This is a genomic window from Pseudomonadales bacterium, from assembly GCA_024234615.1.
GTDB lineage: Bacteria > Pseudomonadota > Gammaproteobacteria > Pseudomonadales > IMCC2047 > JAJFKB01.
This window is the reverse complement of sequence record JACKNY010000002.1, coordinates 567,290-592,303: the sequence shown is the minus strand read 5'-3', so window position 1 is coordinate 592,303 and position 25,014 is coordinate 567,290. Positions and strand designations below refer to the sequence as shown.

The 25,014-nt window shown below is 46.9% G+C and carries 27 protein-coding genes; 24 read left to right on the top strand and 3 right to left on the bottom strand.

The features are described from left to right. The first annotated feature begins 103 nt into the window (after positions 1 to 103). The 11 genes from H6995_11950 to H6995_11900 all read left to right on the top strand — a co-directional run bounded on the left by H6995_11950 (position 104) and on the right by H6995_11900 (position 9,820). Positions 104 to 697 carry a DsbA family protein gene (locus H6995_11950; GenBank protein ID MCP5215710.1) on the top strand — a complete coding sequence of 198 codons (594 nt, stop codon included), beginning with the start codon at positions 104 to 106 and terminating at the stop codon, positions 695 to 697. Between the two features lie 13 nt (positions 698 to 710). Then, positions 711 to 1,334 carry a glutathione S-transferase family protein gene (locus tag H6995_11945; GenBank protein MCP5215709.1) on the top strand — a complete coding sequence of 208 codons (624 nt, stop codon included), beginning with the start codon at positions 711 to 713 and terminating at the stop codon, positions 1,332 to 1,334. A 193-nt stretch (positions 1,335 to 1,527) separates the two neighbouring features. Further along, positions 1,528 to 2,034 carry a DUF3859 domain-containing protein gene (locus tag H6995_11940; GenBank protein MCP5215708.1) on the top strand — a complete coding sequence of 169 codons (507 nt, stop codon included), beginning with the start codon at positions 1,528 to 1,530 and terminating at the stop codon, positions 2,032 to 2,034. A gap of 22 nt (positions 2,035 to 2,056) precedes the next feature. After that, positions 2,057 to 3,058: an anthranilate phosphoribosyltransferase gene (gene trpD / locus H6995_11935; GenBank protein ID MCP5215707.1), complete on the top strand. Its 1,002-nt coding sequence runs from the start codon at positions 2,057 to 2,059 to the stop codon at positions 3,056 to 3,058. 6 nt (positions 3,059 to 3,064) lie between these two features. Further along, the gene (gene trpC, locus H6995_11930; protein ID MCP5215706.1) at positions 3,065 to 3,844 is read left to right on the top strand and encodes an indole-3-glycerol phosphate synthase TrpC; all 780 of its coding nucleotides are present in this window, start codon (positions 3,065 to 3,067) and stop codon (positions 3,842 to 3,844) included. Beyond that, a complete protein-coding gene (locus tag H6995_11925) occupies positions 3,837 to 4,454 on the top strand; it encodes a phosphoribosylanthranilate isomerase (protein ID MCP5215705.1) in 618 nt (205 codons plus the stop codon). The genes trpC and H6995_11925 overlap by 8 nt, the downstream gene beginning before the upstream one ends. 15 nt (positions 4,455 to 4,469) lie before the next feature. Next, on the top strand, positions 4,470 to 5,003 hold the full coding sequence (locus H6995_11920; GenBank protein MCP5215704.1) for a phosphatidylserine/phosphatidylglycerophosphate/cardiolipin synthase family protein: 534 nt from the start codon (positions 4,470 to 4,472) through the stop codon (positions 5,001 to 5,003). A 98-nt stretch (positions 5,004 to 5,101) separates the two neighbouring features. After that, a complete protein-coding gene (locus H6995_11915) occupies positions 5,102 to 5,938 on the top strand; it encodes a methyltransferase domain-containing protein (GenBank protein MCP5215703.1) in 837 nt (278 codons plus the stop codon). Positions 5,939 to 6,437: 499 nt separating this feature from the next. Then, positions 6,438 to 8,723 carry a TonB-dependent receptor gene (locus tag H6995_11910; GenBank protein ID MCP5215702.1) on the top strand — a complete coding sequence of 762 codons (2,286 nt, stop codon included), beginning with the start codon at positions 6,438 to 6,440 and terminating at the stop codon, positions 8,721 to 8,723. A gap of 252 nt (positions 8,724 to 8,975) precedes the next feature. Next, positions 8,976 to 9,356 carry a VOC family protein gene (locus H6995_11905; GenBank protein MCP5215701.1) on the top strand — a complete coding sequence of 127 codons (381 nt, stop codon included), beginning with the start codon at positions 8,976 to 8,978 and terminating at the stop codon, positions 9,354 to 9,356. Positions 9,357 to 9,469: 113 nt separating this feature from the next. Then, positions 9,470 to 9,820 carry a hypothetical protein gene (locus H6995_11900; protein ID MCP5215700.1) on the top strand — a complete coding sequence of 117 codons (351 nt, stop codon included), beginning with the start codon at positions 9,470 to 9,472 and terminating at the stop codon, positions 9,818 to 9,820. A 161-nt stretch (positions 9,821 to 9,981) separates the two neighbouring features. Here H6995_11900 and H6995_11895 read toward each other — a convergent pair whose 3' ends face one another. The 3 genes from H6995_11895 to H6995_11885 form a co-directional block, all read right to left on the bottom strand. After that, positions 9,982 to 12,318, bottom strand: coding sequence for an RNA-binding transcriptional accessory protein (locus H6995_11895; protein ID MCP5215699.1), 2,337 nt, complete (start codon positions 12,316 to 12,318; stop codon positions 9,982 to 9,984). A gap of 181 nt (positions 12,319 to 12,499) precedes the next feature. Then, positions 12,500 to 12,796, bottom strand: coding sequence for a hypothetical protein (locus H6995_11890; protein ID MCP5215698.1), 297 nt, complete (start codon positions 12,794 to 12,796; stop codon positions 12,500 to 12,502). Between the two features lie 316 nt (positions 12,797 to 13,112). Further along, a complete protein-coding gene (locus tag H6995_11885) occupies positions 13,113 to 13,472 on the bottom strand; it encodes a translation initiation factor Sui1 (GenBank protein MCP5215697.1) in 360 nt (119 codons plus the stop codon). Positions 13,473 to 13,601: 129 nt separating this feature from the next. On the opposite strand from H6995_11885, the gene H6995_11880 reads away from it, so the two are divergent. The 13 genes from H6995_11880 to H6995_11820 all read left to right on the top strand — a co-directional run bounded on the left by H6995_11880 (position 13,602) and on the right by H6995_11820 (position 24,873). After that, positions 13,602 to 13,979 (top strand): SirB2 family protein, encoded by a 378-nt coding sequence (locus H6995_11880; GenBank protein MCP5215696.1) that lies wholly within the window; start codon positions 13,602 to 13,604, stop codon positions 13,977 to 13,979. Positions 13,980 to 13,984: 5 nt separating this feature from the next. Continuing rightward, positions 13,985 to 15,007, top strand: coding sequence for a peptidase C45 (locus H6995_11875; protein MCP5215695.1), 1,023 nt, complete (start codon positions 13,985 to 13,987; stop codon positions 15,005 to 15,007). 466 nt (positions 15,008 to 15,473) lie between these two features. After that, positions 15,474 to 16,154, top strand: a complete 681-nt coding sequence (locus H6995_11870; protein ID MCP5215694.1) for a carboxylesterase — start codon at positions 15,474 to 15,476, stop codon at positions 16,152 to 16,154. Between the two features lie 53 nt (positions 16,155 to 16,207). Next, positions 16,208 to 16,843, top strand: a complete 636-nt coding sequence (locus H6995_11865; protein MCP5215693.1) for a hypothetical protein — start codon at positions 16,208 to 16,210, stop codon at positions 16,841 to 16,843. 191 nt (positions 16,844 to 17,034) lie between these two features. Further along, complete coding sequence (locus tag H6995_11860) at positions 17,035 to 17,367, top strand: cytochrome c (GenBank protein ID MCP5215692.1); 333 nt, start codon at positions 17,035 to 17,037, stop codon at positions 17,365 to 17,367. Continuing rightward, positions 17,364 to 18,554 (top strand): protein nirF, encoded by a 1,191-nt coding sequence (locus H6995_11855; protein ID MCP5215691.1) that lies wholly within the window; start codon positions 17,364 to 17,366, stop codon positions 18,552 to 18,554. The genes H6995_11860 and H6995_11855 overlap by 4 nt, the downstream gene beginning before the upstream one ends. Further along, positions 18,554 to 19,003: an Lrp/AsnC family transcriptional regulator gene (locus H6995_11850; protein MCP5215690.1), complete on the top strand. Its 450-nt coding sequence runs from the start codon at positions 18,554 to 18,556 to the stop codon at positions 19,001 to 19,003. Before H6995_11855 ends, H6995_11850 begins: the two co-directional genes overlap by 1 nt. After that, positions 18,997 to 19,467, top strand: a complete 471-nt coding sequence (locus tag H6995_11845) for an Lrp/AsnC family transcriptional regulator (GenBank protein MCP5215689.1) — start codon at positions 18,997 to 18,999, stop codon at positions 19,465 to 19,467. The genes H6995_11850 and H6995_11845 overlap by 7 nt, the downstream gene beginning before the upstream one ends. Beyond that, entirely contained in the window at positions 19,460 to 19,942 is a 483-nt protein-coding gene (locus H6995_11840) for an Lrp/AsnC family transcriptional regulator (GenBank protein MCP5215688.1), read from the top strand. The genes H6995_11845 and H6995_11840 overlap by 8 nt, the downstream gene beginning before the upstream one ends. A gap of 10 nt (positions 19,943 to 19,952) precedes the next feature. Beyond that, positions 19,953 to 20,435, top strand: a complete 483-nt coding sequence (locus H6995_11835; protein MCP5215687.1) for an Lrp/AsnC family transcriptional regulator — start codon at positions 19,953 to 19,955, stop codon at positions 20,433 to 20,435. A 10-nt stretch (positions 20,436 to 20,445) separates the two neighbouring features. After that, positions 20,446 to 21,660: a heme d1 biosynthesis radical SAM protein NirJ gene (nirJ, locus tag H6995_11830; protein MCP5215686.1), complete on the top strand. Its 1,215-nt coding sequence runs from the start codon at positions 20,446 to 20,448 to the stop codon at positions 21,658 to 21,660. Between the two features lie 28 nt (positions 21,661 to 21,688). Continuing rightward, a complete protein-coding gene (locus H6995_11825; protein MCP5215685.1) occupies positions 21,689 to 23,218 on the top strand; it encodes a c-type cytochrome in 1,530 nt (509 codons plus the stop codon). 314 nt (positions 23,219 to 23,532) lie between these two features. Further along, positions 23,533 to 24,873 (top strand): IS5 family transposase, encoded by a 1,341-nt coding sequence (locus tag H6995_11820; protein ID MCP5215684.1) that lies wholly within the window; start codon positions 23,533 to 23,535, stop codon positions 24,871 to 24,873. The last annotated feature ends 141 nt before the right edge of the window (positions 24,874 to 25,014 follow it).

The following is a 25,014-nucleotide window of genomic DNA, read 5'->3' as shown; positions in this document are numbered from 1 at the left end:
AGATAATTTCGCCAGCCGCACAGAATAACCCCCTCTCCCTCTGGGAGAGCCGCACAGAATAATCCCCTCTCCCTCTGGGAGAGGGCTAGGGTGAGGGCCATTTATGACAACCCCAATTGACGTAAAACTCTATTTCAATTTCCGTAGTCCCTATTGCTACATCGCATCAAAAACCCTGTTTCAGGTGTTTGATGAATTCCATACCAATCTGGTCTGGCGTCCATTGGGTGGCTGGACCGGCAGGTCATCGCCTGATCGCGCCAAGGTCAAAGTGCCGTTAACTCGGCAGGATGTCGCCCGTATTACCAAAAAAATGGGCATCCCCATGAATCCGCCGCCGATGACTACTGAGCCTACCAAAGCTGGGGCAGGGTCTTTGTTAGCGGAACAAAAAGGCGTATTGCGCCCCTATCTCGTCGAGATGATGCGCGCCGAATGGGCGTATGGTTTGGATATCGGTGATACTGACGTGATTCTCAGCGTTGGCGATAAAGTAGGTTTGGATCGCGCCGAATTAACTCAGGCCATTGGCTCTCCGGCTAATCTGGCTCAGTTGGAGAAAAACTGGGAGGAGGCGCAAACTCTCGGTGTTATTGGTGTGCCCACCTTTGTTATCGGTGAAAATATCTTCTGGGGCAGCGACCGAATTGAATATGTGCTAGATCATTTACGCGAACTTAGACTTTCGCGTCTTTAATACCGGATTACCTATGATAACGCTCTATCACCGCAGTGACTGTCCCTTCTGCTGGAAAGTACGTATTGCTTTGGTTGAGCTGGGGATTAATTATCAATTAATTGATACTGTGCTGGGTGAAAAGCACCCAGAAGTGATCAAGTACAACCCGAAAGGGTCAGTACCTGTCTTTGTCGATGGGCCAACAGTTATTTGGGAATCCAATACCATCCTCGAATATTTGGAAGATGTCTACGGGCCAGAGAAACTCTACCCGGGATCACCCGCACGGCGCGCCCAACAACGATTGCTCGTGAGTTATTCAGATACAGTCGTCGGCCCCGCGTTAAGGGATCAGGTATTTGAGAAGCGTTCCAAGCCTAAGGCAGAGTGGGATTGGGATGTCATTCATAAGAGTGAGGAGGCATGGCGCAACTGTCTTGCTCAGCTAGAACAATGGCTTGGTGATAAACCATACTTTAGCGACAAATTTTCTGTTGCAGAATGCGCGCTGTTACCGCGTTTTGGAATTGCTGAGGCCTATGGTGCGACGGCGTATCAGGATTTTCCGCAGATCATGCGCTGGTTTAAAGAATTGAAACAGCGGCAATGTTATCGTAAGACCTTTCCGCGCCAGTTTATTCAATGCGACTCTTAGCAACAAGCTAGCGTTATGCGCTCTTTGTATTTCCCGATAGGCATTTAACCTGTAGTTCAGTGTGATAAATTTTCCAGGCAGCAGATAGCTGCTCGTTTGGCGAATAATCTGTTTTAATCCCCAAACAAGCTTCAAAAAAGCCTGTGACCATTATAAAGTTGCCTGACGATATAAAATGTCAGGCGGTTGTTAGATGCAAAGGTATCATTTTTTCTTAGTTCTTCTGCTTTTAAGTTTTTCTTCAGTTGCTTCGGCGGAACTTAATATTATTGCGCTGGAGTCGGGGATATTCGAACGACCGGGTGTCACCAATGAACCCGGTACACTCGTCATCAGCGGTGGCGCGGAACAAGTAATACCGACTAAGAAAGTTGTTGCGAAACTCGGCACCAAATTTGGTATTCGCTACAGCTTGAGTGGTAAACAGGAAACGAATAACCTCGTCACTTTACTGTATTTGACTCCTGGCATTATCCATCCCGATGGTGAACGGCATGATAAATATGTTGAAGTCAAAGATCTTAAGTTCAGCTCAGGCAGCCATACCATTGCCTTTCAAATCACCGAACCCTATGAATTGATGCCTGGTACCTGGCAGATGATGGTGTTTGAAAAGGATCGTTTGCTGGTGAAGGAGACTTTTGAGGTGGTGCTCAAAGGCACTGAGACACTATCGGATTTTATACAAACGGAGCAATAAGCCGTTTCGAGGAAGCAGTCGAATGGAACAACTCATTGATGACTTAATCACGGGCCGCGAGGTCGCTACCGAGCGGCTGAAAAACTGTCTGACAGAATTTTGCGAGGGGAACTCTCCGCCGGAACAGTTGGCGGCGCTGTTGGCGGTGATGCGCTGTCGTGGTGAAACGGCGGAGCAACTGGCCGCTTTTGCGCAGGCGCTGATGGCAAAGGCAAACTGTATTGCTGTTGGTGATGACGTGGTCGACCACAGTGGTACGGGCGGCGATCATTCGGGTAGCTTCAATATCAGTACTACTGCAGCGTTACTCACCGCAGCCTGTGGTGTACCAGTTGCTAAACATGGTAATCGATCGGTCACCAGTAAAAGTGGTAGTGCCGATGTGCTGGAGGCGCTTGGTGTTGATGTCAATATGCCGCCAGAGCGAGCACAAACCTGTCTGGAAGAAAGCGGCTTTGTATTTCTCTATGCACCGGTTTATCACCCGGCCTTTAAATACATCGCGCCCATTCGTAAAGCACTTAAAATAAAAACCATTTTCAATATTCTGGGGCCGCTGCTAAACCCTGCCAAGGTCAAACGCCAAGTCATAGGTGTTTATGATCGCCATCTAATGACGGTCATTGCAGAAGCAGCCTTGCAACTGAATAATCTGCGCGTGATGGTGGTGTCCTCTACTGATGGGCTTGATGAAATTTCCATGGCAGCGCCCACCAATGCAAAAATGGTTGAGGATGGCGGTGTTAGAGACATGCTCATCGATCCGCTAGATTATGGTTTTGCGTACTGTGATTTGCAGCAACTCAAAGGTGGTGATGCACAAGATAACGCGGCTATTTTAAAAGCGGTGCTCGCTGGCGAGATTGGGCCACGAGCGGATTGCGTGGTGCTCAATAGCGCCGCTAGCCTTTATGTGGGCGGTAAGGTGGACAACTTAGCAGACGGCGTGGAGCTGGCTAGATCGGTGCAGCAAAGCGGTAAAGCGATAGATTTATTGAATAGGGTAATCGCCTTTGGCGGATAGGATTGAATGATGCTGGAAAAGATTTTTGAAGAAACAGGGTTGCGTGTCGAGAGGGATAAAAAGAAATATCCGCTTGAGAGGGTTGCATCGGAGCGCTTGTTCGCGCCGCCGGATCAGTTTGAAAACGTTTTTCCGGCAGGGGAGATTAATATCATCTCCGAGATTAAATACGGTAGTCCGTCCCAGGGTCGGATCTTTGATCCCGACATTATTTCTCCGGTTGAAGTGGCCAATCAATATGTACAAAACGGCGCTAAAGCCTTATCCATCTTGACTGAACCCAAATATTTCCATGGCTCTTATCAGTACCTGATGGACGCACGGCGCGCCAATCCGCGGGTGCCGATTCTGATGAAGGATTTTTATTTCGACCCGTATCAGTTTTATTTGGCGCGCTATATCGGCGCCAATGTGGTGTTGTTGTTAGTACGCTATTTGGATAAGGTGCAATTAAAAGAATTCTACGACCTGGCCAGCGAGCTAGGCTTGAGCGCGCTGGTCGAAGTGCACGATGCTGACGAACTGGAAACGGCGATTAATATCGGCGCTAAGGTGATTGGGGTCAATAACCGTAATCTGGACACCCTAAAGGTTGACCTGAAAACAGCGGAAGAACTCTATACGATGATTCCGCAGGACGTCATCAAAATATGCGAAAGCGGTATTTATGACCGTACTGAAATTGATGCGTTTCGAGACATCGGTTATGACGGCTTTTTGGTAGGAACCTCTTTGATGAAGGATGGCCAGCCTGGGACGGCCTTGCGTAAACTGATCAATGGTTAACGTCAAAATTTGCGGCCTAACGCGCTTTGAAGATGCTAAGTTGGCGGCTGATTTAGGTGCCTGGGGTCTGGGTTTTATCTTCGTGGAATCCAGTCCGCGGGTCTGCTCCGTTGAGCAAGCACAACGTATCTGTGAACAACTGCCCAAGGATATCGAAAAGGTGGGCGTGTTTCTCAATGAAGATGCGGACAAGGTTAACCGCATTGTCGATCAAGTGGGGCTGAGCATCGCCCAGCTGCACGGTTTGGAAACGCCCGAATACTGTCAACAGATTGATGCGCCGGTGCTGAAGGCGATTCAAAATTTTGACCTGAATGATTTTGAATTACTCGACCGCTACGGCTGTCGATTGTTAATGGATGCTCCGCGTGTGGGTGATGAGTGGGGCGGTACGGGCCATGAATCTGATTGGCAGCGTGCCCGCACCATCGCCGCGAGATACCCGTTATTTTTAGCGGGCAATTTAGGTGTGCATAATGTCAGCCAGGCAATTCATGCGGTGCATCCGCTGGGCGTGGATTTATCCTCCAGCGTCGAGGTCAGCCCTGGTATTAAAAATCCAGAGAAATTAAGGGCATTATTTCGCCTCATTGAAGAGCTTAATGGTTAAGCCAAAGGTGGGCTAATGGGAGAGTCAAAAAAAGAGGATTTGCGCTTAGAAGATCAGATTCTTGGTGAATCCAGCCAGTTATTCAAACTATCCACGGCGCTGGAGTTTAGCGAGGCGGCGCTACTGCTGGCACAGCAAGCAAAACGTAGTATTCAGATTTTTTCGAATGATCTGGAAGGTCCGGTGTATAACCATGAAGCCTTTATCAATGCCTTAGTCAAAGTGGCGCACTATCACCGTAGATCAATGGTACAGATATTGGTGCGTGACACCAGCCCAGCCGTGAAGGAAGGGCATCGCTTGATTGCCATGTGCCAGCAGTTTTCCAGCAACGTACAGGTGCGGTGTATTGCGGAAGATTTTAAAAATAATAGAGAGGCTTTTTTAGTTGCCGATCAGGTGGGTTTTTTATTCCGTAACGAATATGATCGCTACTTGGGTAAAGTGAATTTCAATGATGCCCGCGAAGCGGGCAAGCTGCTACGTTTGTTTGACGAAGCCTGGGAGCGGGGATCCTCAACGAGCGGAATTCGGCGATTGTTTATTTAGCCGTTTGCTTAGGTATAACCTAAAGCAGGCGCTAATATCTTACCGGTAATTGTCGGTCCTGACTGTTCTAATATTACTCTCACAATGGTTTATTATTCATGAGTATCACTTCGTTTCAGGCATTGGCTTGCCCATTGGACGGCAACAACTTGCTTTGCGATGGGGCCTCGTGGCGCTGTGCCGCCGGGCATAGTTTCGATATCGCTCGCCAGGGATACACCCACCTGTTGCCAGTACAGAATAAACGTTCCCGCGACCCAGGTGATAGCAAGGGAATGGTTGCGGCACGGCAGCGTTTTCTCAATGCCGGTTTTTACCAACCGATTGCCGCTGCGGTGAATCAAGCAGCACTTGAAAATCTGCCCTCTAATGCGAGCTGTCTTGATGCTGGCTGTGGCGAAGGTTATTACCTGCGTCAGTTGGCAGCAGCATCCAGTGATGGGTCAAGTTTGGCATTGTTGGGTTTGGATATTTCTAAATGGGCGATCCTTTCCGCGGCCAAACAATATCAGCAATCAAATTGGGTGGTGGCGAGTAATGCTAATCTTCCTGTGCAAACAAACAGTCTAGATCGAGTGCTCTGTATTTTCGGCTTTCCCGTCTACAGCGAATTTGCTCGCGTGCTTAAACCGGGCGGAGAGGTAGTACAGGTCGACGCCGGGCCAGATCATCTAAGGGAACTGCGCGAAATAATCTACTCAAGTCTAAAGGCGGAAACGGTGACAGGTGCGCCTATACCCGAAGGCTTTACTCAGCTGACTAATCAAACTATCCGTTATCCGATAAAACTAACCAATGCGAAGCAGGTCTCCGACCTGTTGGCCATGACGCCACATTTTTACCGCGCCAGTTCCGAAGGTCGTGCAAGAGCTTCGGCGCTAATGGCATTATCGGTCACAGTAGATGTGCGACTGATACGTTTAGGACGAGGCTAATTGTCTTACTGAACTGAAAATTGTGATGGTGAGTTTGAATTGGCTGAGTGGTTTCTTTGGTTAATACTACTCTACGGAGGTTAAATTCCTCCTTATTTTAAATAACACTAATGGTTTTTTATCTTCCTTTTACGCTATCCCACGATTTTTCTGAACAGTTATCTCCCATTGATTTTCTATTCATATATCCCATTAATTTTTTTATTATTTCTTGTATAACAGAGTTTTTCCAGGCGGCGTCAATCCTAACGGCTTAAAAACACCTAATATCCTAGGTTTAAGCTATTTGTAGCATATAAACACAGAAATTAGTCAGAATTAACACGCCTGTAAGCTGATAAATAAGCTTGCAAATTATTTAATAATGGGATTAAATAATTCCGCGCTAAGAAATTTGTCTTGTGTTCGGTTGAGGATCATGCACTGACAGGCGGAGCTTAAAGCAATAAGAAATAGATGAACTATTCGATAACATTAGAAATTCACGAGGAACAGACAGATGAATTACAAACTAAATCTATTTTCTACTGCAATTATTGCGTCAGCTGTAGCCGGAACTTATGCACCGAATTTAGCGGCTGAAGAATTAGCTTTGGAAGAAATTATTGTAAGTGCGCAGAGGCGGGATGAATCTCTGCAGGAAGTCCCTATCAGTGTCTCAGCTTTTACAGCCGAAACAATAAAACGCTCGAATATTACTGAAGCTGCCGACTATCTGGCGTTAACGCCGAACGTTGGCTTCTCTGAAGATGGAGAAGGCGGTAGCAGAAGTGTCAATATCAGTGTCCGTGGTGTCAGTAATATTACTCTGGACGGCATTGCAGCAGCTAACTCCATCGGATACTACATTGATGAGCTTTCGGTGGGTAGTGTTGCGCAGGGTACAATTAATCCGCAGTTGCAGGATATGGAACGCATCGAAGTCTTACGGGGCCCGCAGGGTACCTATTACGGACGCAATGCTGTAGGTGGCGCACTGAACATCACCACCAAGAAACCGGATGGACAGTTTTATTTTGAAAGTACTGTCAGCGCTGGCAATTTTGATAGTTATGGCATTGAGGGCATTATTAACGTCCCAATTTCTGAAAAATTTATGGCGCGAGCTGTATTTGCCTATGATGAATCGGATACTCCCATTGAAAATGTAAACTCGATGGGAAATGACCCGTATTATGAATACTCGACGGCCAGGGTCTCATTTCGTGCATTACCGACTGATGCGGTTACATTGGATATGTCAATAACCCACACCGAGGAAGATGAGGGGGGTGATATCAGCGTCCCGTCCGGTGTTGTCGACCTCGATACCCAATCCATTTTTGGTATTGGGCCACATGATGCAATCGATTCAGGACAAGGGTTTTATCCGAAAAACGATGACAAAATAGATCGTGATACCATTGAGCTGAATGACAAAGAGTTTACTATCATTAACGCTCGGGTAACCTGGGATTTGGAAAACATGACATTCAAGTCCATCACTGGCTGGTTGGATAGCTCCTTCGACCGGGAGTCAGATCTGGATGGGGTTCCCTTTACCTTTGGCCCACTTCCTCTGAGACGGGTTAATGATTATCAGGGGGAATCCTTCAGCCAGGAATTTCGATTGCAATCCGCAGGCGACTCTAATATGGATTGGACTGTTGGTGTCTTCTACGCCAAAGATGAATTAGAAAAAACCAACCAAATTCAGTTGCTGCCAGATGACAGTCCGAGCGGTACAGCGGTGGGTTTCATTAATAATAACGAACAAGAATTTGAATTTGAAGGTTCCGCACTATTTGGTGAAGCGACCTGGCATCTCAGTAATGTTTTAGACCTTACGCTTGGTGGACGTTATTCTCGAGATAAAGTGTCTGCTTCTGAAATTGATTTCAACCGTGGCCCTGTGCCGGTATCTGATAGTGAGACCTTCACTGACTTCTCGCCAAGAGTGGTTCTTCGCTATATACCGAATGATGATCTGACGTTCTACGGTAGTGTTTCAAAAGGTTATAAGTCTGGTGGTACCGATGTGACAGGTGGTTCAAGGACACAAGGAGCAAAATACGACTCGGAAGAGCTGATCAGTTACGAGCTTGGGTTCAAAAGTAAACTGGCCGATGGACGTGTTAGCCTGTCAGGTGCTGTATTCATGTTAGATTGGGAGGACTTTCAAGTACAAACTGATCGTCTGGAAGACCCCAACGATATCAGTTCTGCGATCTCAACCACCCAAAATGCTAAGGAAGCCAGTGCGCAAGGAGTTGAGCTTGAAATGGTGGCATTGCTGGCGGAAAGATTAACCTGGTCCCTAAATTTAGGTTATATCGATGCGGAGTTTGACGACTATAAAAATGCAGTACTTAAAGGGGAAACCAACGGGCTTCCCAATATCATAGATGTTTCCGGAGAAACCTTGCCAAGAACCCCGGAGTTAAGTTTGAGTACCACTCTTGAATACGGCTTCAATATCGGTGATTTGGATGCGTATTTCCGTGCGCAATGGTCCTATACGGATGAAACGGTGAGTGATATCGAAGCGGTTGGTTCGCTGGTCGGTCAAACTGTTAATGGCGACGCATTCATTTTACCTAAATATCCATACCAGATTGATGATTACCAGGTTGTGAATCTGAGTGCTGGATTGGAAGGCGAACAGTTCCGTGTCTCGGCTTTCGTTAAGAATGCCTTTGAGGAAGATTATTATACTGGAACTTCGGATAATTTTGGTGCAGCTGGTATTCGAATTCGGCCTCATCATCGTGAGTTCGGAGTCAAGTTTACTTATATGATTAAGTAACTTTCTCTAAATTCTTTCCTAATTCCTCTGGTCTGAGGTCAGCGCAATACGGCGAGGGGAGCTGTCAGGTTCCCCTCTTCGCTATGGAGTCAACTCTTCAGCAAGATAATCATCCGGACTCTAAGATATTTTTGTGGGTCTGCATTTTGCCTGTGTGGCTTGCTCTCAAAAAAATAATGGCGGTTTTTCAATATTCTTGAGATAGTACCAACGATCTCGTGAATTTTTTAACTGTTAGTGGGGAGAGCAAAAGTGTTCAGTCATATTATGGTTGGTGCAAACGACGTTCAAGAATCAAAGGTTTTTTACGATGCGGTTTTGGGTGCCTTGGGCTACGCGCCAGGTGTAATCGATGAAAAAGGTCGTTGTTTTTACTTCACCGACAGTGGCCTCTTTGCGATCACTAAACCAATAAATGGCGAGCCAGCCTGTCATGGTAATGGCAGCACTATTGGTTTTTCGGCAACAAGTTCAGCTGCGGCGGATGCGTGGCACGCGGCAGGTCTCGCCAATGGCGGTGTAGCATGTGAAGACCCTCCTGGGGTACGTGAGAGCCCAATCGGTGACCTATATCTCGGCTATTTACGCGACCCCTCCGGCAACAAGCTTTGCGTGATGCATAGGATGGGTTGATTTAAGGGGAATTCAGTTTAATTCACTGACCTGCCAGGATCTAAATAATAGGAGGTGGCAGGCTTCTAAGCATACTGTCAGATAACGTGTTAGGAACATAGCGCGGGGCGTCAATGCAACCGGAATCCAAGCTGCACCTAATTAGGCTGATTCATACGGTGGTTTGGTTTGTATTTGCGACCTGTATCTTTGCGATCCCTATCTATACGTATAAGGGGGATTTAGCGATATCAGCGGTTCTCATAGGTATTGTTATGCTTGAGGTCACAGTGCTAGTTTTCAACAATATGCGCTGCCCGCTCACCAAAGTGGCAGCGCGCTACACGAAAAATCGCAGAGACAACTTTGATATTTATCTACCCCTCTGGCTTGCTCAGCAGAATAAGCTCATTTTTGGGATTTTATTCGTTGTCGGCGCCGTTTATACCTTGATACTTTGTGTGTCGGCACAGGTCGTCACCTAATAATTTGTTTCGCCGCTGCTGTTTAGGTTATGTGTCTTTTAATGCGCATAGTCTGTTGTGCAACATAATAGCCTATCCGTTGCTTTGTCTGGGACGCGCTCAGGTGAATGAATTCACGGTGAAAAACAGGGTTCAGGTAGAACTTCCGGCCTTATACCGAATCAGCTATTCTTCTCCTGCGCCTTAGCAAATGCTGCCGCAAACGCATTATTTACTGGGGGCGTGGGCTGTTTGTGTCGTTGTGGTTTTTGTTGTGATTTTTGATTTGATTTGTCCTGTGTCGGTCTTTTAACGCTAGCGGATACTGGTTTTTTAGTTTCGGGTTGATCCTCCAGACGCATGGTTAATGCAATACGCTTACGCGCCTGGTCAACTTCTACCACTTTAACCTTAACAATATCACCCGCTTTCACTACTTCGCGCGGGTCTTTGACAAAACGGTTAGCCAGGGCGGAAATGTGAACTAGGCCATCTTGATGCACGCCGATGTCAACAAAAGCGCCAAAATTGGTGACGTTGGTGACGGTGCCTTCCAGGATCATTTCTGGTTTTAAGTCGGAAATGGCTTCCACACCCTCTTTGAGGTTGGCAGTTTTGAAGTCCGGTCTAGGGTCACGGCCCGGTTTGTCGAGTTCTTTGATAATGTCGATGACAGTAGGCAGGCCAAAGCGGTCATCGATAAAGTCCTTTGGTTGCAGTTGTTTTAAGACTTCACTGTTACCAATTAGCTTAGTGATTTCCTGTTTTGAACTGGCTGCCATTTTAGTGACCACCGTATAGGATTCAGGGTGGACGGCGGAGGCATCAAGGGGATTGTCGCCGTTACGAATGCGTAAAAATCCTGCCGCCTGTTCAAAGGATTTCTCGCCCAGACGGGGAACTTTTTTGAGTGATTCACGGTTTTTGAAAACGCCATTAATGTTGCGGAATTCCACGATATTATCGGCCAGAGTTTGACTGAGACCGGCCACGCGCCTGAGCAGAGCGGCGGAAGCAGAATTTACTTCGACACCAACGTGGTTCACGCAATCCTCGATGACAGAATCCAGGTTTTTGGCGAGTTGGTATTGGCTGACATCATGCTGGTACTGACCAACACCGATGGATTTAGGCTCTATTTTTACCAGTTCTGCCAGTGGATCCTGTAAGCGTCTGGCGATGGAGATCGCGCCACGTATCGTTACATCCAGATCAGGAAATTCCTTGGAGGCGGTTTCAGAAGCGGAATATACCGACGCGCCAGCCTCGTTGACCATGACTTTTTGTAGAGCGAGTTCGGGATGGCGTTTGATTAAATCCTGACAGAGTTTGTCGGTCTCACGTGAGGCGGTGCCGTTACCGATGGCGATTAGTTTTGCGTCATACTTTTTCGTCAGCGTTGCTAATGTTGCGATGGATTGATCCCATTGATTTTTCGGGGCATGGGGATAAATAGCGGTTGAATCGAGATACATACCGGTGCCGTCCACAACTGCTACTTTAACGCCAGTGCGAATGCCAGGGTCGAGACCGATAGTGGTTCTTTGCCCCGCAGGTGCGGCTAATAATAAATCCTTAAGGTTTTTCGCGAAGACATCAATGGCGGCATCCTCGGCGCGGCTTCTGACATCGGAAAACAAGTCATTTTCCATTGAAAGCTGTAATTTAATACGCCAGGTCCAGCGCACGACTTCTGCCAGCCATGGGTCTGCAGCGCGGTTTTTATTCTCAATACCAGAATGCTCGGCAATCAGCACTTCGCAGGGATGCAGTAATTCTTCATCGTGAGGCAAGTCTAGTTTCAATTGCAAAATCCCTTCCTTGGCGCCGCGAAATAACGCCAGAGCACGGTGCGAGGGGATGTCTTTAATTGTGCTGCTGTGGTCAAAATAATCGCGGAACTTAGCACCTTCGTTTTCTTTGCCTTCGAACACTTTGGCGTAAATACAACCTTCGTCAGCGAGCCGTTGACGTATCGCTTGCAATAAATCCGCCTGCTCGACAAAGCGCTCCATCAAAATATATTTAGCGCCATCGAGCACACCTTTTTCATCTTTGAAAGAGTCTTTAAAGGCTGTGTCGGTGTTGATATAAGCCAACGCTTCAATTTTTGGGTCTAGCTCAGGGTTATTAAAAAGGGCGTCCGCAAGCGGTTCAATACCAGCTTCGATTGCAATTTGGCCTTTGGTACGACGTTTGGGTTTGTAGGGCAGGTATAAATCTTCCAGGCGGGTTTTGGTATCCGCGTCGACAATGGCTTTGCTGAGTTCAGGGGTGAGTTTTCCTTGCTCTTCGATACTTTTCAGGATGGTGTCGCGCCGATTCTCAAGTTCACGCAGATAACCCAAACGTTCTTCCAAAGTCCGCAACTGACTGTCATCCAACCCGCCGGTAACTTCTTTGCGATAGCGGGAAATAAAGGGAACGGTAGAGCCTTCATCCAACAGTGAGATGGCGGCATGGACTTGTTGTTCTTTAACCTGAAGTTCGTTGGCGATACGCTGGGTGATATTTTTCATTTAATACATAATCTATAAGGACTTGGGGCGGGCATTATGGAAAAAAAACAGCCACAGTTAAAGACTTGTATTTTTCTTATTTTAAGGGTCGCGATTAATGCCTGACGCATGTGATTGAAAAGCAATCTTTGGTGTGTGCGGTGCAGGTTTTCAGGGGGAGGCCTGAACGATTGCTGGGAGCTCAGATGCAAGAACTAGAAATATACTCCAACAGCTTGTTCAGCATTCGTTCGCTGGCAGTTTTGGCAAATTCCACATATTCACTTGCAGCGAGGTCAGCGGCATGTTTACTGTGGTAGGGACCTACACAACGGCCTTCTCGGGTTTCAAAATACCAATAATTACTAGCATGGAAAGTTCTTCTGGAGCGGGGTGGCGGTGAAGACTGGTCGCCGGTTCTCGCATTCGCTGTTATTGCCACCGCCACTGTTGGACTACTTTCAGAAGGGAGTGATGCTTGTGTCATTGTATTTGCCATTGGCTACACCTAACTCTCTATTCCAATCTATTTCACTATTGCCTATAGGTTTTAAAGCTAAGGTTTTCTCAGACAATAAATCCTTTGACAATCAAAGTGTTAGTAATTAAAGCAATTAACGCGCCATTTTTTAACCCATTGAAATTAAAGAAATATTATTTGTTTTGTTGTGGGGCTGTATAAATTGCTGACATTTTTAAGGGTGCTGGAGCAATTGCAAACCTACAGGGTGGGTATCTTGTTTTAGTCGTTGTTTTAGTTGATAAACTGGAGTACTTGAGCGCAAGTCTGTATAAAGAATACGGGACGCTAAATACTAACCTCCAGCTATCACGGCTTGATAACCTAACTTGCTGAGTTCTTCCTGTAAGCGCTCTTTGTAATCGCCTTGGATTTCGATGATGTGGTTTTTGACGGTACCACCACTGCCACATTTCTTTTTCAATTGCCTGGTGAGTTCTTTCAGTTGTTCTTCGTTAAGAGGTAGACCGGTAATGCAGGTGACACCTTTGCCCTTGCGACCTTTGGTTTGGCGTTGAATACGGATTTTGCCATCGCCCAAAGGTGCGGATGGTTCTTTACATTTACCCTCATGCTTGGCTGCCCCGCATTGAGGGCAAAGTCGCCCCTGGTCGGTGCTGTAGACTAGTCTGGAATTAGATCGATTCATCTGCATAGTTTGGTGGTGACGAGAAGAGGTATCTTAATTTGGAAATTCAACTTTTGCCACAGTCTATTTCCCTGCGCTATTTACCTGTGTTTTTTTTGCGTTAGTATTAGCCCATTCATTTTTTACGAGTCGGATATGTCTTACCAATTGATTAAAAATATACATCTGATGGCGATCAGCCTTTCCATCTGTGGTTTTGTGTTGCGTGGCGTTTGGATGATGTTGGGTTCAAAGCTGTTAAATCAACGTTGGGTTAGGGTGCTGCCTCATATTATAGATACAGTGTTGTTGAGCAGTGCTGTCGCAATGGCAATCAAAATCCACCAGTATCCCTTTGTGCATTCCTGGCTAACCGCGAAATTTGTCGCGCTATTGCTTTATATTGTGTTCGGTATGGTGGCACTGAGTTATGGCAAAACCAAGTCGATACGAGTGGCAGCCTTTTGCGCCGCGCTACTGTCCTTTGGTTACATTGTACTGGTAGCCTTGTCGAAAACACCGATTCCGTTTTAACGGTTATGAATGCAATCCCTTTAAATACTTTTCCGGAACTAGAAATTTTCGGCAGTGCCGATGATTTGGGCTATCAACATGGACATCAGCTCGCCAGCCAGATAGAGGACACTATCGAATTTTATGCCCGACTGTTTGGTCGTAAACAGCAGGATATTTTTGCGATGGCGAAACACTTTCAGCGTGTGATTGGCGGGTTTAAACCAGAATATACGACGGAGATTGAAGCGCTGGCGGCGGCAGCTCAAATAAATCCTTCTTGGATCTACGCGCTCAATGCCCGTAGTGAAATTCTTAACTCTTTGGCGTTGGAGTGCACGGCAGTATTTTTTCAGCGAACAGGTCTACTCGGACAAAATTGGGATTGGTCGCAGAAAATGGAAAATCTAGTTAGGCTGGTGAAGCTGAAGCCCAAGACCGGGCCAATCATCAGAATGCTAACCGAACCGGGAATCATCGGTAAGATCGGAATGAATTCCGAAGGCTTAGGTGTTTGTTTAAATATACTGTCCTGTGCTAAGCCAACCCGAGGAGTGCCAATTCATATACTGTTGCGCTCGATTTTGGATAGTGGCGATCTACGCGAAGCGCGTACTTGGATTGAGCGGGCTGGGGCCGGGCGTGCCAGTAATATTATACTTGGTTTTGAAAATGGTGAATCATTAGATATTGAGTTTGCGGGTGATGAACAATTTGAACTACCTCGCGTAGCAGTGCAACTGCATACTAACCACTATCTTGGCGGGCAGGTTGCCGCGGGAGGTTTGCAGTTGGAAAGTTCATTGACAAGATATCAGCGAGCAGAAGCAATGGCGGTAGGTTTGATCGAACATGATCTGGAGGAGATGAAAGGGTTATTAACAGACCAATCGGCTGCAGAAGCTTCGATATGTTCCCATTACCATGCGCATGAGCTGCTCGGAAATTGCGGTACCGTCTGTACGCTGATTATGGACTTGAAAAGTCGCCAGATGCACTTAAAACGGGGAAATAATAGCGACGGATCATTTACCCGTTATTCGCTCTGACGGAGGGGGAAATAAAAAAATTAAAAATTTTTCATTTTTTTTGAATATTTCGGAACTATGTGATTTGAGCTGGGTCTATCATTTACGAATTATGTAATACCCAGTTTACCCTCCCTTGTGAAACCTTAAGCCCTGGAATAAACCCGGGGCTTTTTTTTGTTTTTCTTTTCTTCATCTTTGAGCTTAATGTCCAGCTAAGGGAGGGGGAAATAAAAAAATTAAAAATTTTTCATTTTTTTGAATTTTTCGGAACTATGTGATTTGAGCTGGGTCTACCATTTACGAATTATGTAATACCCAGTTTACCCTCCCTTGTGAAACCTTAAGCCCTGGAATAAACCCCCGGGCTTTTTTTTGTTTTTTTATTGGTCATCAGGCTTAAACTCAATTTTAATAGCGACAAAACTTGCCCGATTTGGGTGATTACTGGCAGAATTCATCGGGGCCATTAACCAGGAGAAGCAAATTGTCATTAGCGCTGGAAACGATTGAAGTTGAACATAATCCGTTAGCAAAAACGCCAGATGCAGCGGTGATCTGGTTGCATGGTTTGGGGGCGGATGGGCACGATTTTGAAGGAATCGTACCGCAGCTAAGGTTACCTGATGATATAGCGATAAGATTTGTCTTTCCCCATGCGCCAATTCGGCCTGTGACTATTAATATGGGTTATGAAATGCGCTCCTGGTACGATATTTTGTCCATGGCCGAAGTGCGCGAAATTAACCCGCAGCAATTGCAGGAGTCCTGCGATCAGCTTGAGCAGCTAATCGAAAATGAGATTAAGCGTGGGATTGCCTCTGAACGGATAGTTATCGCTGGTTTTTCCCAAGGCGGAGCGGTGGCGCTTACGGCAATTCCTTGTTACGCAAAACCTCTGGCTGGGATTATGGCGCTTTCTACCTATTTACCGCTAGCGGACTATGTCGCCAAGCATAGAACGCAAGTGAATGCCGAAATTCCTATTTTTATGGGGCATGGCGTGCAGGACCCTGTGGTCGCCCATGCCCTCGGAATTGCTACGCGTGACCAGCTAAAGGCTTGGGGTTATCAAGTGCAATGGCATGAGTATGCGATGCCGCATGCTGTTTGTTTAGAGGAAATCGTGGATATTTCCACCTGGCTAATTGAGCTATTAAAAGCGTAGCTCGGGATTCCAGCTGGGCTATACTTTAGTTAACGTCGAATCGATACAGCCTTATGAAAGCAATCCTTATATCCGTCTTTCTCATTCTAACTACTCAGGACGCGCTTGCGGTCGTTGAGGTGAAAATGGATCAGCTAAAGCTGGTTGATGGAGTACGGTTACTCACTGAATCCGGTGAACCCTTTTCCGGAATGGCGGTTGATTATTATACCAATGGCCAAAAACGGTTACAGATCGATTTTCGTAGGGGCATCAAACAGGGTAAAGAGGTTGCCTGGTATAAGGATGGCCAGCTCAAGCATATCGTGCGTTATCACCGTGGCGAGCCGCAAGCTTTGGGGTCAAGTTGGTACACCAAACAAAGTAATAAGAAAATGCCACAGGGGTTTTTGCGTTGCGATGAGATTCAAACCATCGAAAGTGACTGTAGCGGGGGATTCGCGCGTTCGGGCAACACCATACCGGCCGACACAGAGGCCTGCGAGCGTTACGAAAAGTTGCTTGAGGTATGTAACCTATTGACGGAAGAGGTTAAGCCCCCTAAAAATAGTAGGCTTATTTTTTGTGATGGCCAAGCTGATATGGAAGCAGTGTGTGGTGTTGAAAAAGATGAGACATCGAGTCTGCTGGGCGCCAAATTCATATTTTGTGATGATAGCCCGGAGTTAGCCGAAGTTTGCGAAAAATAAGAACTCATACCAGTATAGTGAGTTGATTGTTTTCCTGCGCCTTGAACATTCGGCTTCAATATGGAAATAACGAAAATTGGTGGGACTTGACCCATATCAAGGAAGCCATTCCGTAAAAGATTGATGATGACGGCATGTATAATCCTGTTGTTTCTTGGCTTAACCCCTACAGACTGTTAGGGCTGGTTTTGATGAGCCTCTTACTCAGCGTTGGGCTTGCGAGTGCAGATGCGTTGCAGCTGAACTCCGAGCGTCAGCGGGAGCTTGAATACTTGCTTAAACAAGACTGTGGTTCCTGCCATGGTATGCGCTTAAAAGGTGGCCTGGGGCCGTCGTTGTTGCCGGAAGCACTGGCTGGGAAACCTGACATCTATCTAAAACAAGTTATCAGTCTGGGTCTGCCTGGAACCGCGATGCCACCTTGGCAAAATTTGCTGTCGGAACAGGAAATTGATTATCTGGTATACCTGATCACCAGCCAGGCAACAACTCAGTCGGGGATAGTCGTAGAGGTTAAGGAATGAATAATAAAGTTCTGGCCATTTTGTTGGGCTTAGTCTTGGTCTGCATTTCCGCCTGGGCGAGAGCCTGTGACTCACAGTTACGAGGTAGCGGTGATCTGGGCGTAGTGATTGAGCGTGAGCGCGGCAGTTTATTAGTGGTGGAGAATTCTTCGGATCAGGTGTTGTGCCGAGTTGAAGAGCTAGGCGACTTGTCTCATGCCTCTGTCGTCTTTTCACGTGATGCTCGATATGCTTATGTGTTCGGACGCGACGGCGGCCTTACCAGGGTTGATATTCTGACAGGAAAAATAACTCACCGAATCATTCAGGGTGGGAACTCAATCGGTGGGGCAATTTCGCAGGATGGTTCGTTAATTGCGGTTTCCAACTATGAACCGGGTGGCGTTAAGATATTTAGCAGTAACGATCTGTCATTGGTGGCAGATATCCCGGCAACCTTTGCGGGTGCAGAAAAAGGTTCCAAAACCGTTGGGCTGGTCGATGCGCCTGGCAACAAATTCGTCTTTTCATTATTTGAAGGGGCTGCCACTTGGATTGTTGATATGTCCGAGCCGGCTAAACCAAAATTAAGTAAATTCGCGGCGATTGGCAAACAGCCTTATGACGCGCTGATTTCCGGCGATGGACGCTATTATATTGCCGGTTTATTCGGTGAGGATGGCATGGCGCTGTTAGATCTTTGGCACCCCGAAAAAGGCGTGCAACGGATTTTGCCGCACTATGGTCGTGGTCAGGAAAAGCTGCCCGTCTATAAAATGCCACATTTAGAAGGTTGGGCCGTAGCGGGTGATCTGATCTTTTTCCCCGCCATTGGCTTGCACCAGGTTTTAGTGGCAAACAAAAATAGCTGGGAGCAGGTGGCGCGAGTTGAATTGAAGGGCCAGCCGGTATTTGCGATGGCACGACCGGATGGACGCCAAGTATGGGTGAATTTTGCTTTCCCTGACAATAATTGGATTCAGGTCATTGATGTGCCTAGCCTCAAGGTAATTAAAACCCTGGATGTAGGCAAAGGGGCTTTGCACATGGAGTTCGCACCGCGCGGCGAAAAGGTCTGGATTTCAGTTCGCGATGAAAATCAGATAAAAATATTTGATACTCAAAGTCTAAGCTTGTTGAAAACATTACCGGCAGAAAGACCGAGCGGTATATTTTTCACCAATCGCGCCGGCAAAATAGGCCTGTAATGGAACTCTCCGAGCAGGATCGTTTATTGCTGAACCAGGTACAGCAGGATTTTCCACTGCACCCAGAGCCGTTCAAAGTGTTGTCGGATCAACTGGGTATGCCGGAGCAGGAAATACTCGAACGATTACAATTATTTGAGCAACAAAATGCGATATCGCGATTTGGTGCGGTATTCAATCATCATCAAGCGGGTGCCAGTACATTGGCGGCGCTAGCCGTTCCAGAAGAAGAAATAGAGCAAGTTGCTGAGTTCGTGAACGCCTTTGCCGAGGTGAATCATAACTACGAGCGGGAACACGAGTTTAACCTTTGGTTTGTGGTGAACGCGCCGGATCAACAGGGCGTCGAGCAGGTGCTAAATAAGATTTCTGCGGCCTATCCCTATGCGCTGCTCGATCTGCCTATGGTTAAGGGCTACCACATCGACCTGGGTTTCCCCTTATGGTAACGGATGCATTGGCGTATGAGCTGCGCAAACTCTTGCAAGAGGGTTTGCCTCTGGTAGAGAAGCCTTATCAGGAAATTGCCCGCCAGCTGGCAGTAAGCGAACAGGTAGTGATCGATAAAATTGCTGAGTTGAAACAGCAGGGTTTGATTAAGCGTTTTGGGATGGTGCTGCGACATCATGAGCTGGGTTACTCAGCTAATTGTATGGTGGTTTGGGATATTCCAGACGAACAGATTGAACAGGTTGCTGATAAGCTGGCGAGTTCTTCTTGTGTTACCCTATGCTATCAAAGGCCGCGGCGTGAGAAATGGCCCTATAACCTGTTCTGCATGATTCATGGCAAAGTACGAGAGCAGGTGGAAGGTCAGCTGCAGGAAATAATTGAGACGCATCAACTCGATTATCCTCATCAGCTATTGTTCAGCAGTCGCCGCTTCAAGCAGCGTGGGGCTCGCTATGTCTAGACCGGCAAAATTACAGCAGCAACAGATCGAGTTGACCGCTTTCGAAAAACAACTCATCAACGCCTATCAAGGGGGATTTCCGCTGGTGCCGGAACCTTTCAAATTGATGGCAAAACAGCTGGGGGTGAGCAGTGAACAGGTGCAGCACGCAGTGGTTAATCTTTTGCAAAGAGGGGTGCTGACGCGTTTCGGGCCACTCTATAACATTGAAAAAGCGGATGGTGCGTTTTCCCTCTGTGCCTTGAAAGTGCCCGCAGAGCGCTTTGATGAAGTTACCGAGCAGGTCAATCGTTATGTTGAGGTGGCACATAATTACCAGCGTGAGCATGAATGGAATATGTGGTTTGTGCTCGCCACTGAAAATCAGCAAAAACTGTTAAAGGTTTTTGAAGAAATTATGCGGGTCACGCAGTGCCCAGGTTTAAACCTACCTAAACAAACAGAGTTTTTTGTGGGGTTAAAGCTTGAAGCCTGATCTGAATGAAATGACACTAGACCAAGCCTTAGTGAAAAAAGTGATCAGTGCGACGCAGAACGGATTACCGATATGTGATCGGCCCTATCAGCAGATTGCCAAGCAGGTTGGGATCAGTGAAGAGGAACTGATTGCGTTGATGCAGGAAATGCTCTCGGCGGGTTTAATCAGGCGAATCGGTTTGGTGCCAAACCATTATGCCCTAGGTTACCGTTTTAACCTGATGACCGTTTGGGATGTGGACGATCAAGATATCCTGTCTTTAGGCGAAACAGTTGGGCAATTGGATTTTGTCAGCCATTGCTACCAGCGACCGCGTCAGGCGCCGAGTTGGAACTACAATCTCTTTGCCATGGTGCACGGCCGTAATGAGCAGGAAGTCGAGCAGCAGGTAGCGCAGATTAAACAGGTGTTGGGCACTTCCTGTCGTGCGATGACACAGCTGAACAGTTTGAAAATTTTAAAGAAAACGGGTTTGCGAATCCGTTCATGAGGGTAGTGATATGTTTCGAATAACGCAATTTATGCAGGCGCTGGCCAACCCTGAGCAAGCGGCTCCTTTGCGTAAACCGCCGGGCCCTGTAGTGATCTGGAATTTAATCCGGCGCTGTAATCTGTGCTGTAAACACTGCTACTCGATCAGTGCCGATAAAGATTTCCCTGGCGAGTTATCTACCGAACAAGTCAAAACGGTGATGGATGACCTCAAGCAGTTTCGTGTGCCGGCACTAATTTTGTCTGGCGGTGAGCCGTTATTGCGACCAGATATTTATGAGGTGGGCAAATACGCCAAAGAGAAAGGGTTCTACGTGGGCCTTTCCACCAATGGAACCCTGATCGATGAGAGTCATATCGGCCCTTTGCTCGAAACCGGGTTCGATTATGTCGGCATCAGTATTGATGGCATCGGTGCGACACACGATAAGTTCCGCCAACTCGACGGCGCTTTTGATGCGTCAATGCGGGCAGTGCGCCTGTGTCAGGAAAATGGGATTAAGGTCGGTCTGCGCTTCACCTTGACGCAAGACAACGCAGAAGAATTACCGGAGTTACTGAAAATTGTGGATGACGAGGATATCGATAAGTTCTATCTGTCGCACCTCAACTATGCCGGTCGTGGTAATCGCAATCGTAAAGATGATGTTGTGCATCAACTCACCCGCTGGGCCATGGATTTGCTGTTCGAGCGCTGCTGGAATGAACTTCAGCAGGGTAAAATTCGTGAATATGTGACTGGTAACAACGATGCCGACGGTGTCTACCTGCTCTACTGGGTGCGTAAAAATCATCCCGAACTGGAAAATTTTGTGCGTGAGCGACTGGAAAGCTGGGGCGGCAATGCATCGGGTCTGTATGTGGCTAATATCGATAATATGGGTAATGTGCACCCCGATACCTTCTGGTGGGATTACAACCTGGGCAACGTCAAAGAACGCCCATTCTCGGAAATTTGGCAAGATCGTTCCGACCCATTAATGGCGGGACTAAAGCAACAACCGCGGCAGTTAAAAGGTCGTTGCGGAATCTGCGAATATCAACGCATCTGTGGTGGTAATACCCGTGTGCGTGCCTATCAGCTGACAGGTGATCCCTGGCAGGAAGATCCTGCCTGCTATCTGACTGACCAGGAAATTGGTGTCGTCGAAGGACATCAACGACTTCAGGTAACACCATACAGTAAGAAAACAACCCCCCAAAAAAATGTCCCTGCATTCTGATTGTTGCGTAAGCTAAGGAACCTCTTTTATGCTGTCTAGGCTATTTTTTTTAATGCTGCTAACGACGTTTGGGATAAGCAGCGCAATGGCGGACACTCAGGCGCTTTCTCAAGCTCTCTATCAACAACACTGTGCAGAATGTCATGGTAAAGAACGCTTGGGCTCTATGGGCCCAGCCTTGTTGCCGCAGAACCTGAGTCGTTTGAAACAAAAGTTTGCGGTCGATGTGATTGCTAATGGTCGCGTAGCGACGCAAATGCCAGCTTTTGCCGCGCAATTGTCTGCCGAGCAGATAGACGGCCTCGTGCAACTTATTTATTCCGAACCGAACGTAAGCCCTAACTGGAGTGTCGCGGATATGCGAACCTCGCATGTTACGCACTTTCAATCTGAAGAGTTGGGTGATAAACCGATTTTCGAAGCAGACCTGCAAAATCTATTTATTGTGGTGGAATTGGGTGACCATCATGCGACCGTGTTAAACGGTGATACCTTCGAGCCGATTCATCGTTTCAAAACACGTTTTGCCGTGCATGGTGGTCCGAAATATACTCGCGATGGGCGTTTTGTTTACTTCGCTTCGCGTGATGGCTGGATTTCCAAGTTTGATCTCTATAATCTGAAAACCGTCACTGAGATTCGCGCCGGTATTAACACCCGCAATATGGCGGTCTCTTATGATGGCAATTATGTGATCGTTGGTAATTACTTACCGCATAACCTAGTGATTCTAGATGCCCATGATTTGACGCCAGTTAAGGTTATTGTTACCCAGGGTGATGGCGAAAAAACTTCTAGAGTCAGTGCCGTTTACACTGCGCCGACGCGCCATAGCTTTGTTGCTGCGCTCAAAGATATTCCTGAGGTATGGGAAATCCCCTATCAGGCGGCCAAAGGTAAACCGGATTTTGAACCGCGCCGGATTAAGCTCGACGATTATCTGGATGATTTTTTCTTTAACCAATCCTATTCGCAGGTAATGGGTACGGCGCGGCCGCTGGATAGCGGTAATGATGGGCACAAAGTCAGGGGTGGTCTGGTTATTGATATGGACAGCGGCGAAAAGGTGGCGGAGTTAGATTTGCCGGGTATGCCGCATTTGGGATCTGGTATTACCTGGGACTATCAGGGCAAAACCGTGCTGGCATCGCCAAACTTGAGTAGCGGCGCAGTCAGTGTCATTGATATGCAAAGCTGGCAAACCATCAAGACCATCAAAACCGAAGGCCCTGGCTTCTTTATGCGCAGTCACGAACTCAGCCCGTACGCCTGGGTTGATGTCTTTTTTGGCCCGAACAAAGACAAGATGCACGTGATTGACAAAAAGACCCTGGAAATAGTGAGAACTCTACAGCCCGCGCCAGGTAAAACTTCTGGTCATGTTGAGTTTACCAAGGATGGGCGTTATGCGCTGGTGAGTATCTGGGAGGATGAGGGTGAGGTTGTGGTTTATGACGCGCAAACTTTGGAAGAGATTAAGCGTTTGCCGATGAGTAAGCCTTCCGGTAAATACAACGTTTATAACAAAACTCATTATGAAGAGGGAACTAGTCACTAGCTTACAGAGGCTCCTTCAGATTTTAGATTATTTAGAGGTACGTTCCTTTTTGCGTTGACTCATAATAAAAGGCTAGTATGAGGAGCTTGCTAGTTTGGATACTTAAACGCAGCGCCCAAACATTTGAGGCAGTTACCTCCATTTTCTCTCTTCACTGAAGTGCTCTCCCTCAGTCGGAGGGTGCTAAATAGTCAGCCTTGAAAAACTAATAACCTATTGATATTAATAGATAATAAAGCCGTTTTATGAGATAATTTCGACCAGTTTTAACTAAATGTCGCGGTAAAACTGGTCGAAATAACGGTGTGTATTTCATGAAAGATTCCTCCCCCGATCACAACCAAATGAGTTTTTTGTCACCTAACCTGCTGGATCATCTCAACCCAAAACACCCCTTACTGCAACTGGCGCAGACAATACACTGGGACTTTTTTGAGTCCGAGTTTGCACCCTTGTATTCCAATATTGGACGACCAGCTAAGCCCATTCGACTGATGGTTGGTTTATGTATCCTCAAGCATATGGGGAACGTCAGTGACGATGTCATCGTACAGCAGTGGGTACAAAATCCGTATTTCCAGGCCTTTTGTGGAGAAGCGGAATTCCAGTGGTCGTTTCCCTGCGACCCTTCCGATCTGGTGTACTTTCGCAAGCGTATCGGTGAGAAAGGATTTGAAAAGATACTGGCTTCTTCCATCACGATTCATGGAGGGAGTGGGGTCGAGGAAGAGGTCTGTATTGATACCACGGTACAGGAAAACAACATCACCTTTCCCACCGACGCCAAGCTGTACCGAAAGATTATTGTCCGTTGCTTAAAGCTGGCAAGGGCGAATGGAATTAAGCTCCGCCGCAGTTATGCAAAGGAAATCAAACAGCGAAAACTGGAATGCCGCTTTGCAGGGCACCCTAAGAATCGCGTCAAAGCCCGTAAAGCGGTCAAACGACTGAAAACCATTGCCAGTTGTTTGGTACGGGAGTTAGAACGAAAACTCCCCGTTGACGTGCTGGTACATTGGGCAGAGGATTTCGCTTTATTCCATCGGGGACTGCGCCAAAAAAGGGGGGATAAAAACAAATTGTACAGTTTGCATGCGCCCCATGTGTACTGCATGAGCAAAGGCAAAGAGCATAAGCGCTACGAGTTTGGTACCAAGGTCTCCATTACCACGACGCGAGATTCAAAAATTATTGTTGGGGCGCTGGCGTTCGAAACCAACCAGTTTGATGGACATACCTTGCCGAAAGTACTGCTGCAATTGAAGCGACTAAGTCAACTGACACCGGCAGTTGGTTTGTGTGATAGAGGCTATAAAGGAAAGAGTAAGATCAACGATACTCGTATTATTAGACCGAGCACAACTACACGAGAAACCGATAGTGCCTACAAAACTTTGATGCGCAAACGTTTTAGGAAACGAGCCGGAATTGAGCCGGTGATAGGGCATTTAAAATCGGATCACCGGCTAAACAAAAACTACTTTAAAGGATTTGAAGGAGACCAGATGAACGTTTTAATGGCGGCGGCTGCATTCAACTTCAGAAAATGGATGAGGTTGTTTTTATTGTCTATTAAAACAAGGTTGTTCTGGTACGATAGAAGCTGTTTAATGGCCATTTTAGCTCTTCCGAAAAGATCTTTGATCGTTGATTAAGGCTTTTTCAGGGTCGACTAAATAGTGTTAACAGGCCATATCTAAAGTCCGTATAATCTGCGCTGGGATTTCGATTAAAGGGAGAGAGTCTTGCCTCGTTTTATTCCGTTGTGTAAACAATCCATAATTCAATTGTCACGG

Coding starts and splice junctions, on each gene's coding strand:
- H6995_11825 (MCP5215685.1), top strand. CDS start 21,689: ATGCTGTCTAGGCTATTTTTTTTAATGCTGCTAACGACGTTTGGGATA.
- H6995_11835 (MCP5215687.1), top strand. CDS start 19,953: ATGACACTAGACCAAGCCTTAGTGAAAAAAGTGATCAGTGCGACGCAG.
- H6995_11845 (MCP5215689.1), top strand. CDS start 18,997: ATGGTAACGGATGCATTGGCGTATGAGCTGCGCAAACTCTTGCAAGAG.
- H6995_11910 (MCP5215702.1), top strand. CDS start 6,438: ATGAATTACAAACTAAATCTATTTTCTACTGCAATTATTGCGTCAGCT.
- H6995_11820 (MCP5215684.1), top strand. CDS start 23,533: ATGAAAGATTCCTCCCCCGATCACAACCAAATGAGTTTTTTGTCACCT.
- trpC (MCP5215706.1), top strand. CDS start 3,065: ATGATGCTGGAAAAGATTTTTGAAGAAACAGGGTTGCGTGTCGAGAGG.
- H6995_11865 (MCP5215693.1), top strand. CDS start 16,208: ATGAAAGCAATCCTTATATCCGTCTTTCTCATTCTAACTACTCAGGAC.
- H6995_11895 (MCP5215699.1), bottom strand. CDS start 12,318: ATGAAAAATATCACCCAGCGTATCGCCAACGAACTTCAGGTTAAAGAA.
- H6995_11915 (MCP5215703.1), top strand. CDS start 5,102: ATGAGTATCACTTCGTTTCAGGCATTGGCTTGCCCATTGGACGGCAAC.
- H6995_11925 (MCP5215705.1), top strand. CDS start 3,837: ATGGTTAACGTCAAAATTTGCGGCCTAACGCGCTTTGAAGATGCTAAG.
- H6995_11945 (MCP5215709.1), top strand. CDS start 711: ATGATAACGCTCTATCACCGCAGTGACTGTCCCTTCTGCTGGAAAGTA.
- nirJ (MCP5215686.1), top strand. CDS start 20,446: ATGTTTCGAATAACGCAATTTATGCAGGCGCTGGCCAACCCTGAGCAA.
- H6995_11850 (MCP5215690.1), top strand. CDS start 18,554: ATGGAACTCTCCGAGCAGGATCGTTTATTGCTGAACCAGGTACAGCAG.
- H6995_11950 (MCP5215710.1), top strand. CDS start 104: ATGACAACCCCAATTGACGTAAAACTCTATTTCAATTTCCGTAGTCCC.
- H6995_11840 (MCP5215688.1), top strand. CDS start 19,460: ATGTCTAGACCGGCAAAATTACAGCAGCAACAGATCGAGTTGACCGCT.
- H6995_11920 (MCP5215704.1), top strand. CDS start 4,470: ATGGGAGAGTCAAAAAAAGAGGATTTGCGCTTAGAAGATCAGATTCTT.
- H6995_11940 (MCP5215708.1), top strand. CDS start 1,528: ATGCAAAGGTATCATTTTTTCTTAGTTCTTCTGCTTTTAAGTTTTTCT.
- H6995_11875 (MCP5215695.1), top strand. CDS start 13,985: ATGAATGCAATCCCTTTAAATACTTTTCCGGAACTAGAAATTTTCGGC.
- H6995_11900 (MCP5215700.1), top strand. CDS start 9,470: ATGCAACCGGAATCCAAGCTGCACCTAATTAGGCTGATTCATACGGTG.
- trpD (MCP5215707.1), top strand. CDS start 2,057: ATGGAACAACTCATTGATGACTTAATCACGGGCCGCGAGGTCGCTACC.
- H6995_11880 (MCP5215696.1), top strand. CDS start 13,602: ATGTCTTACCAATTGATTAAAAATATACATCTGATGGCGATCAGCCTT.
- H6995_11860 (MCP5215692.1), top strand. CDS start 17,035: ATGAGCCTCTTACTCAGCGTTGGGCTTGCGAGTGCAGATGCGTTGCAG.
- H6995_11855 (MCP5215691.1), top strand. CDS start 17,364: ATGAATAATAAAGTTCTGGCCATTTTGTTGGGCTTAGTCTTGGTCTGC.
- H6995_11885 (MCP5215697.1), bottom strand. CDS start 13,472: ATGCAGATGAATCGATCTAATTCCAGACTAGTCTACAGCACCGACCAG.
- H6995_11890 (MCP5215698.1), bottom strand. CDS start 12,796: ATGGCAAATACAATGACACAAGCATCACTCCCTTCTGAAAGTAGTCCA.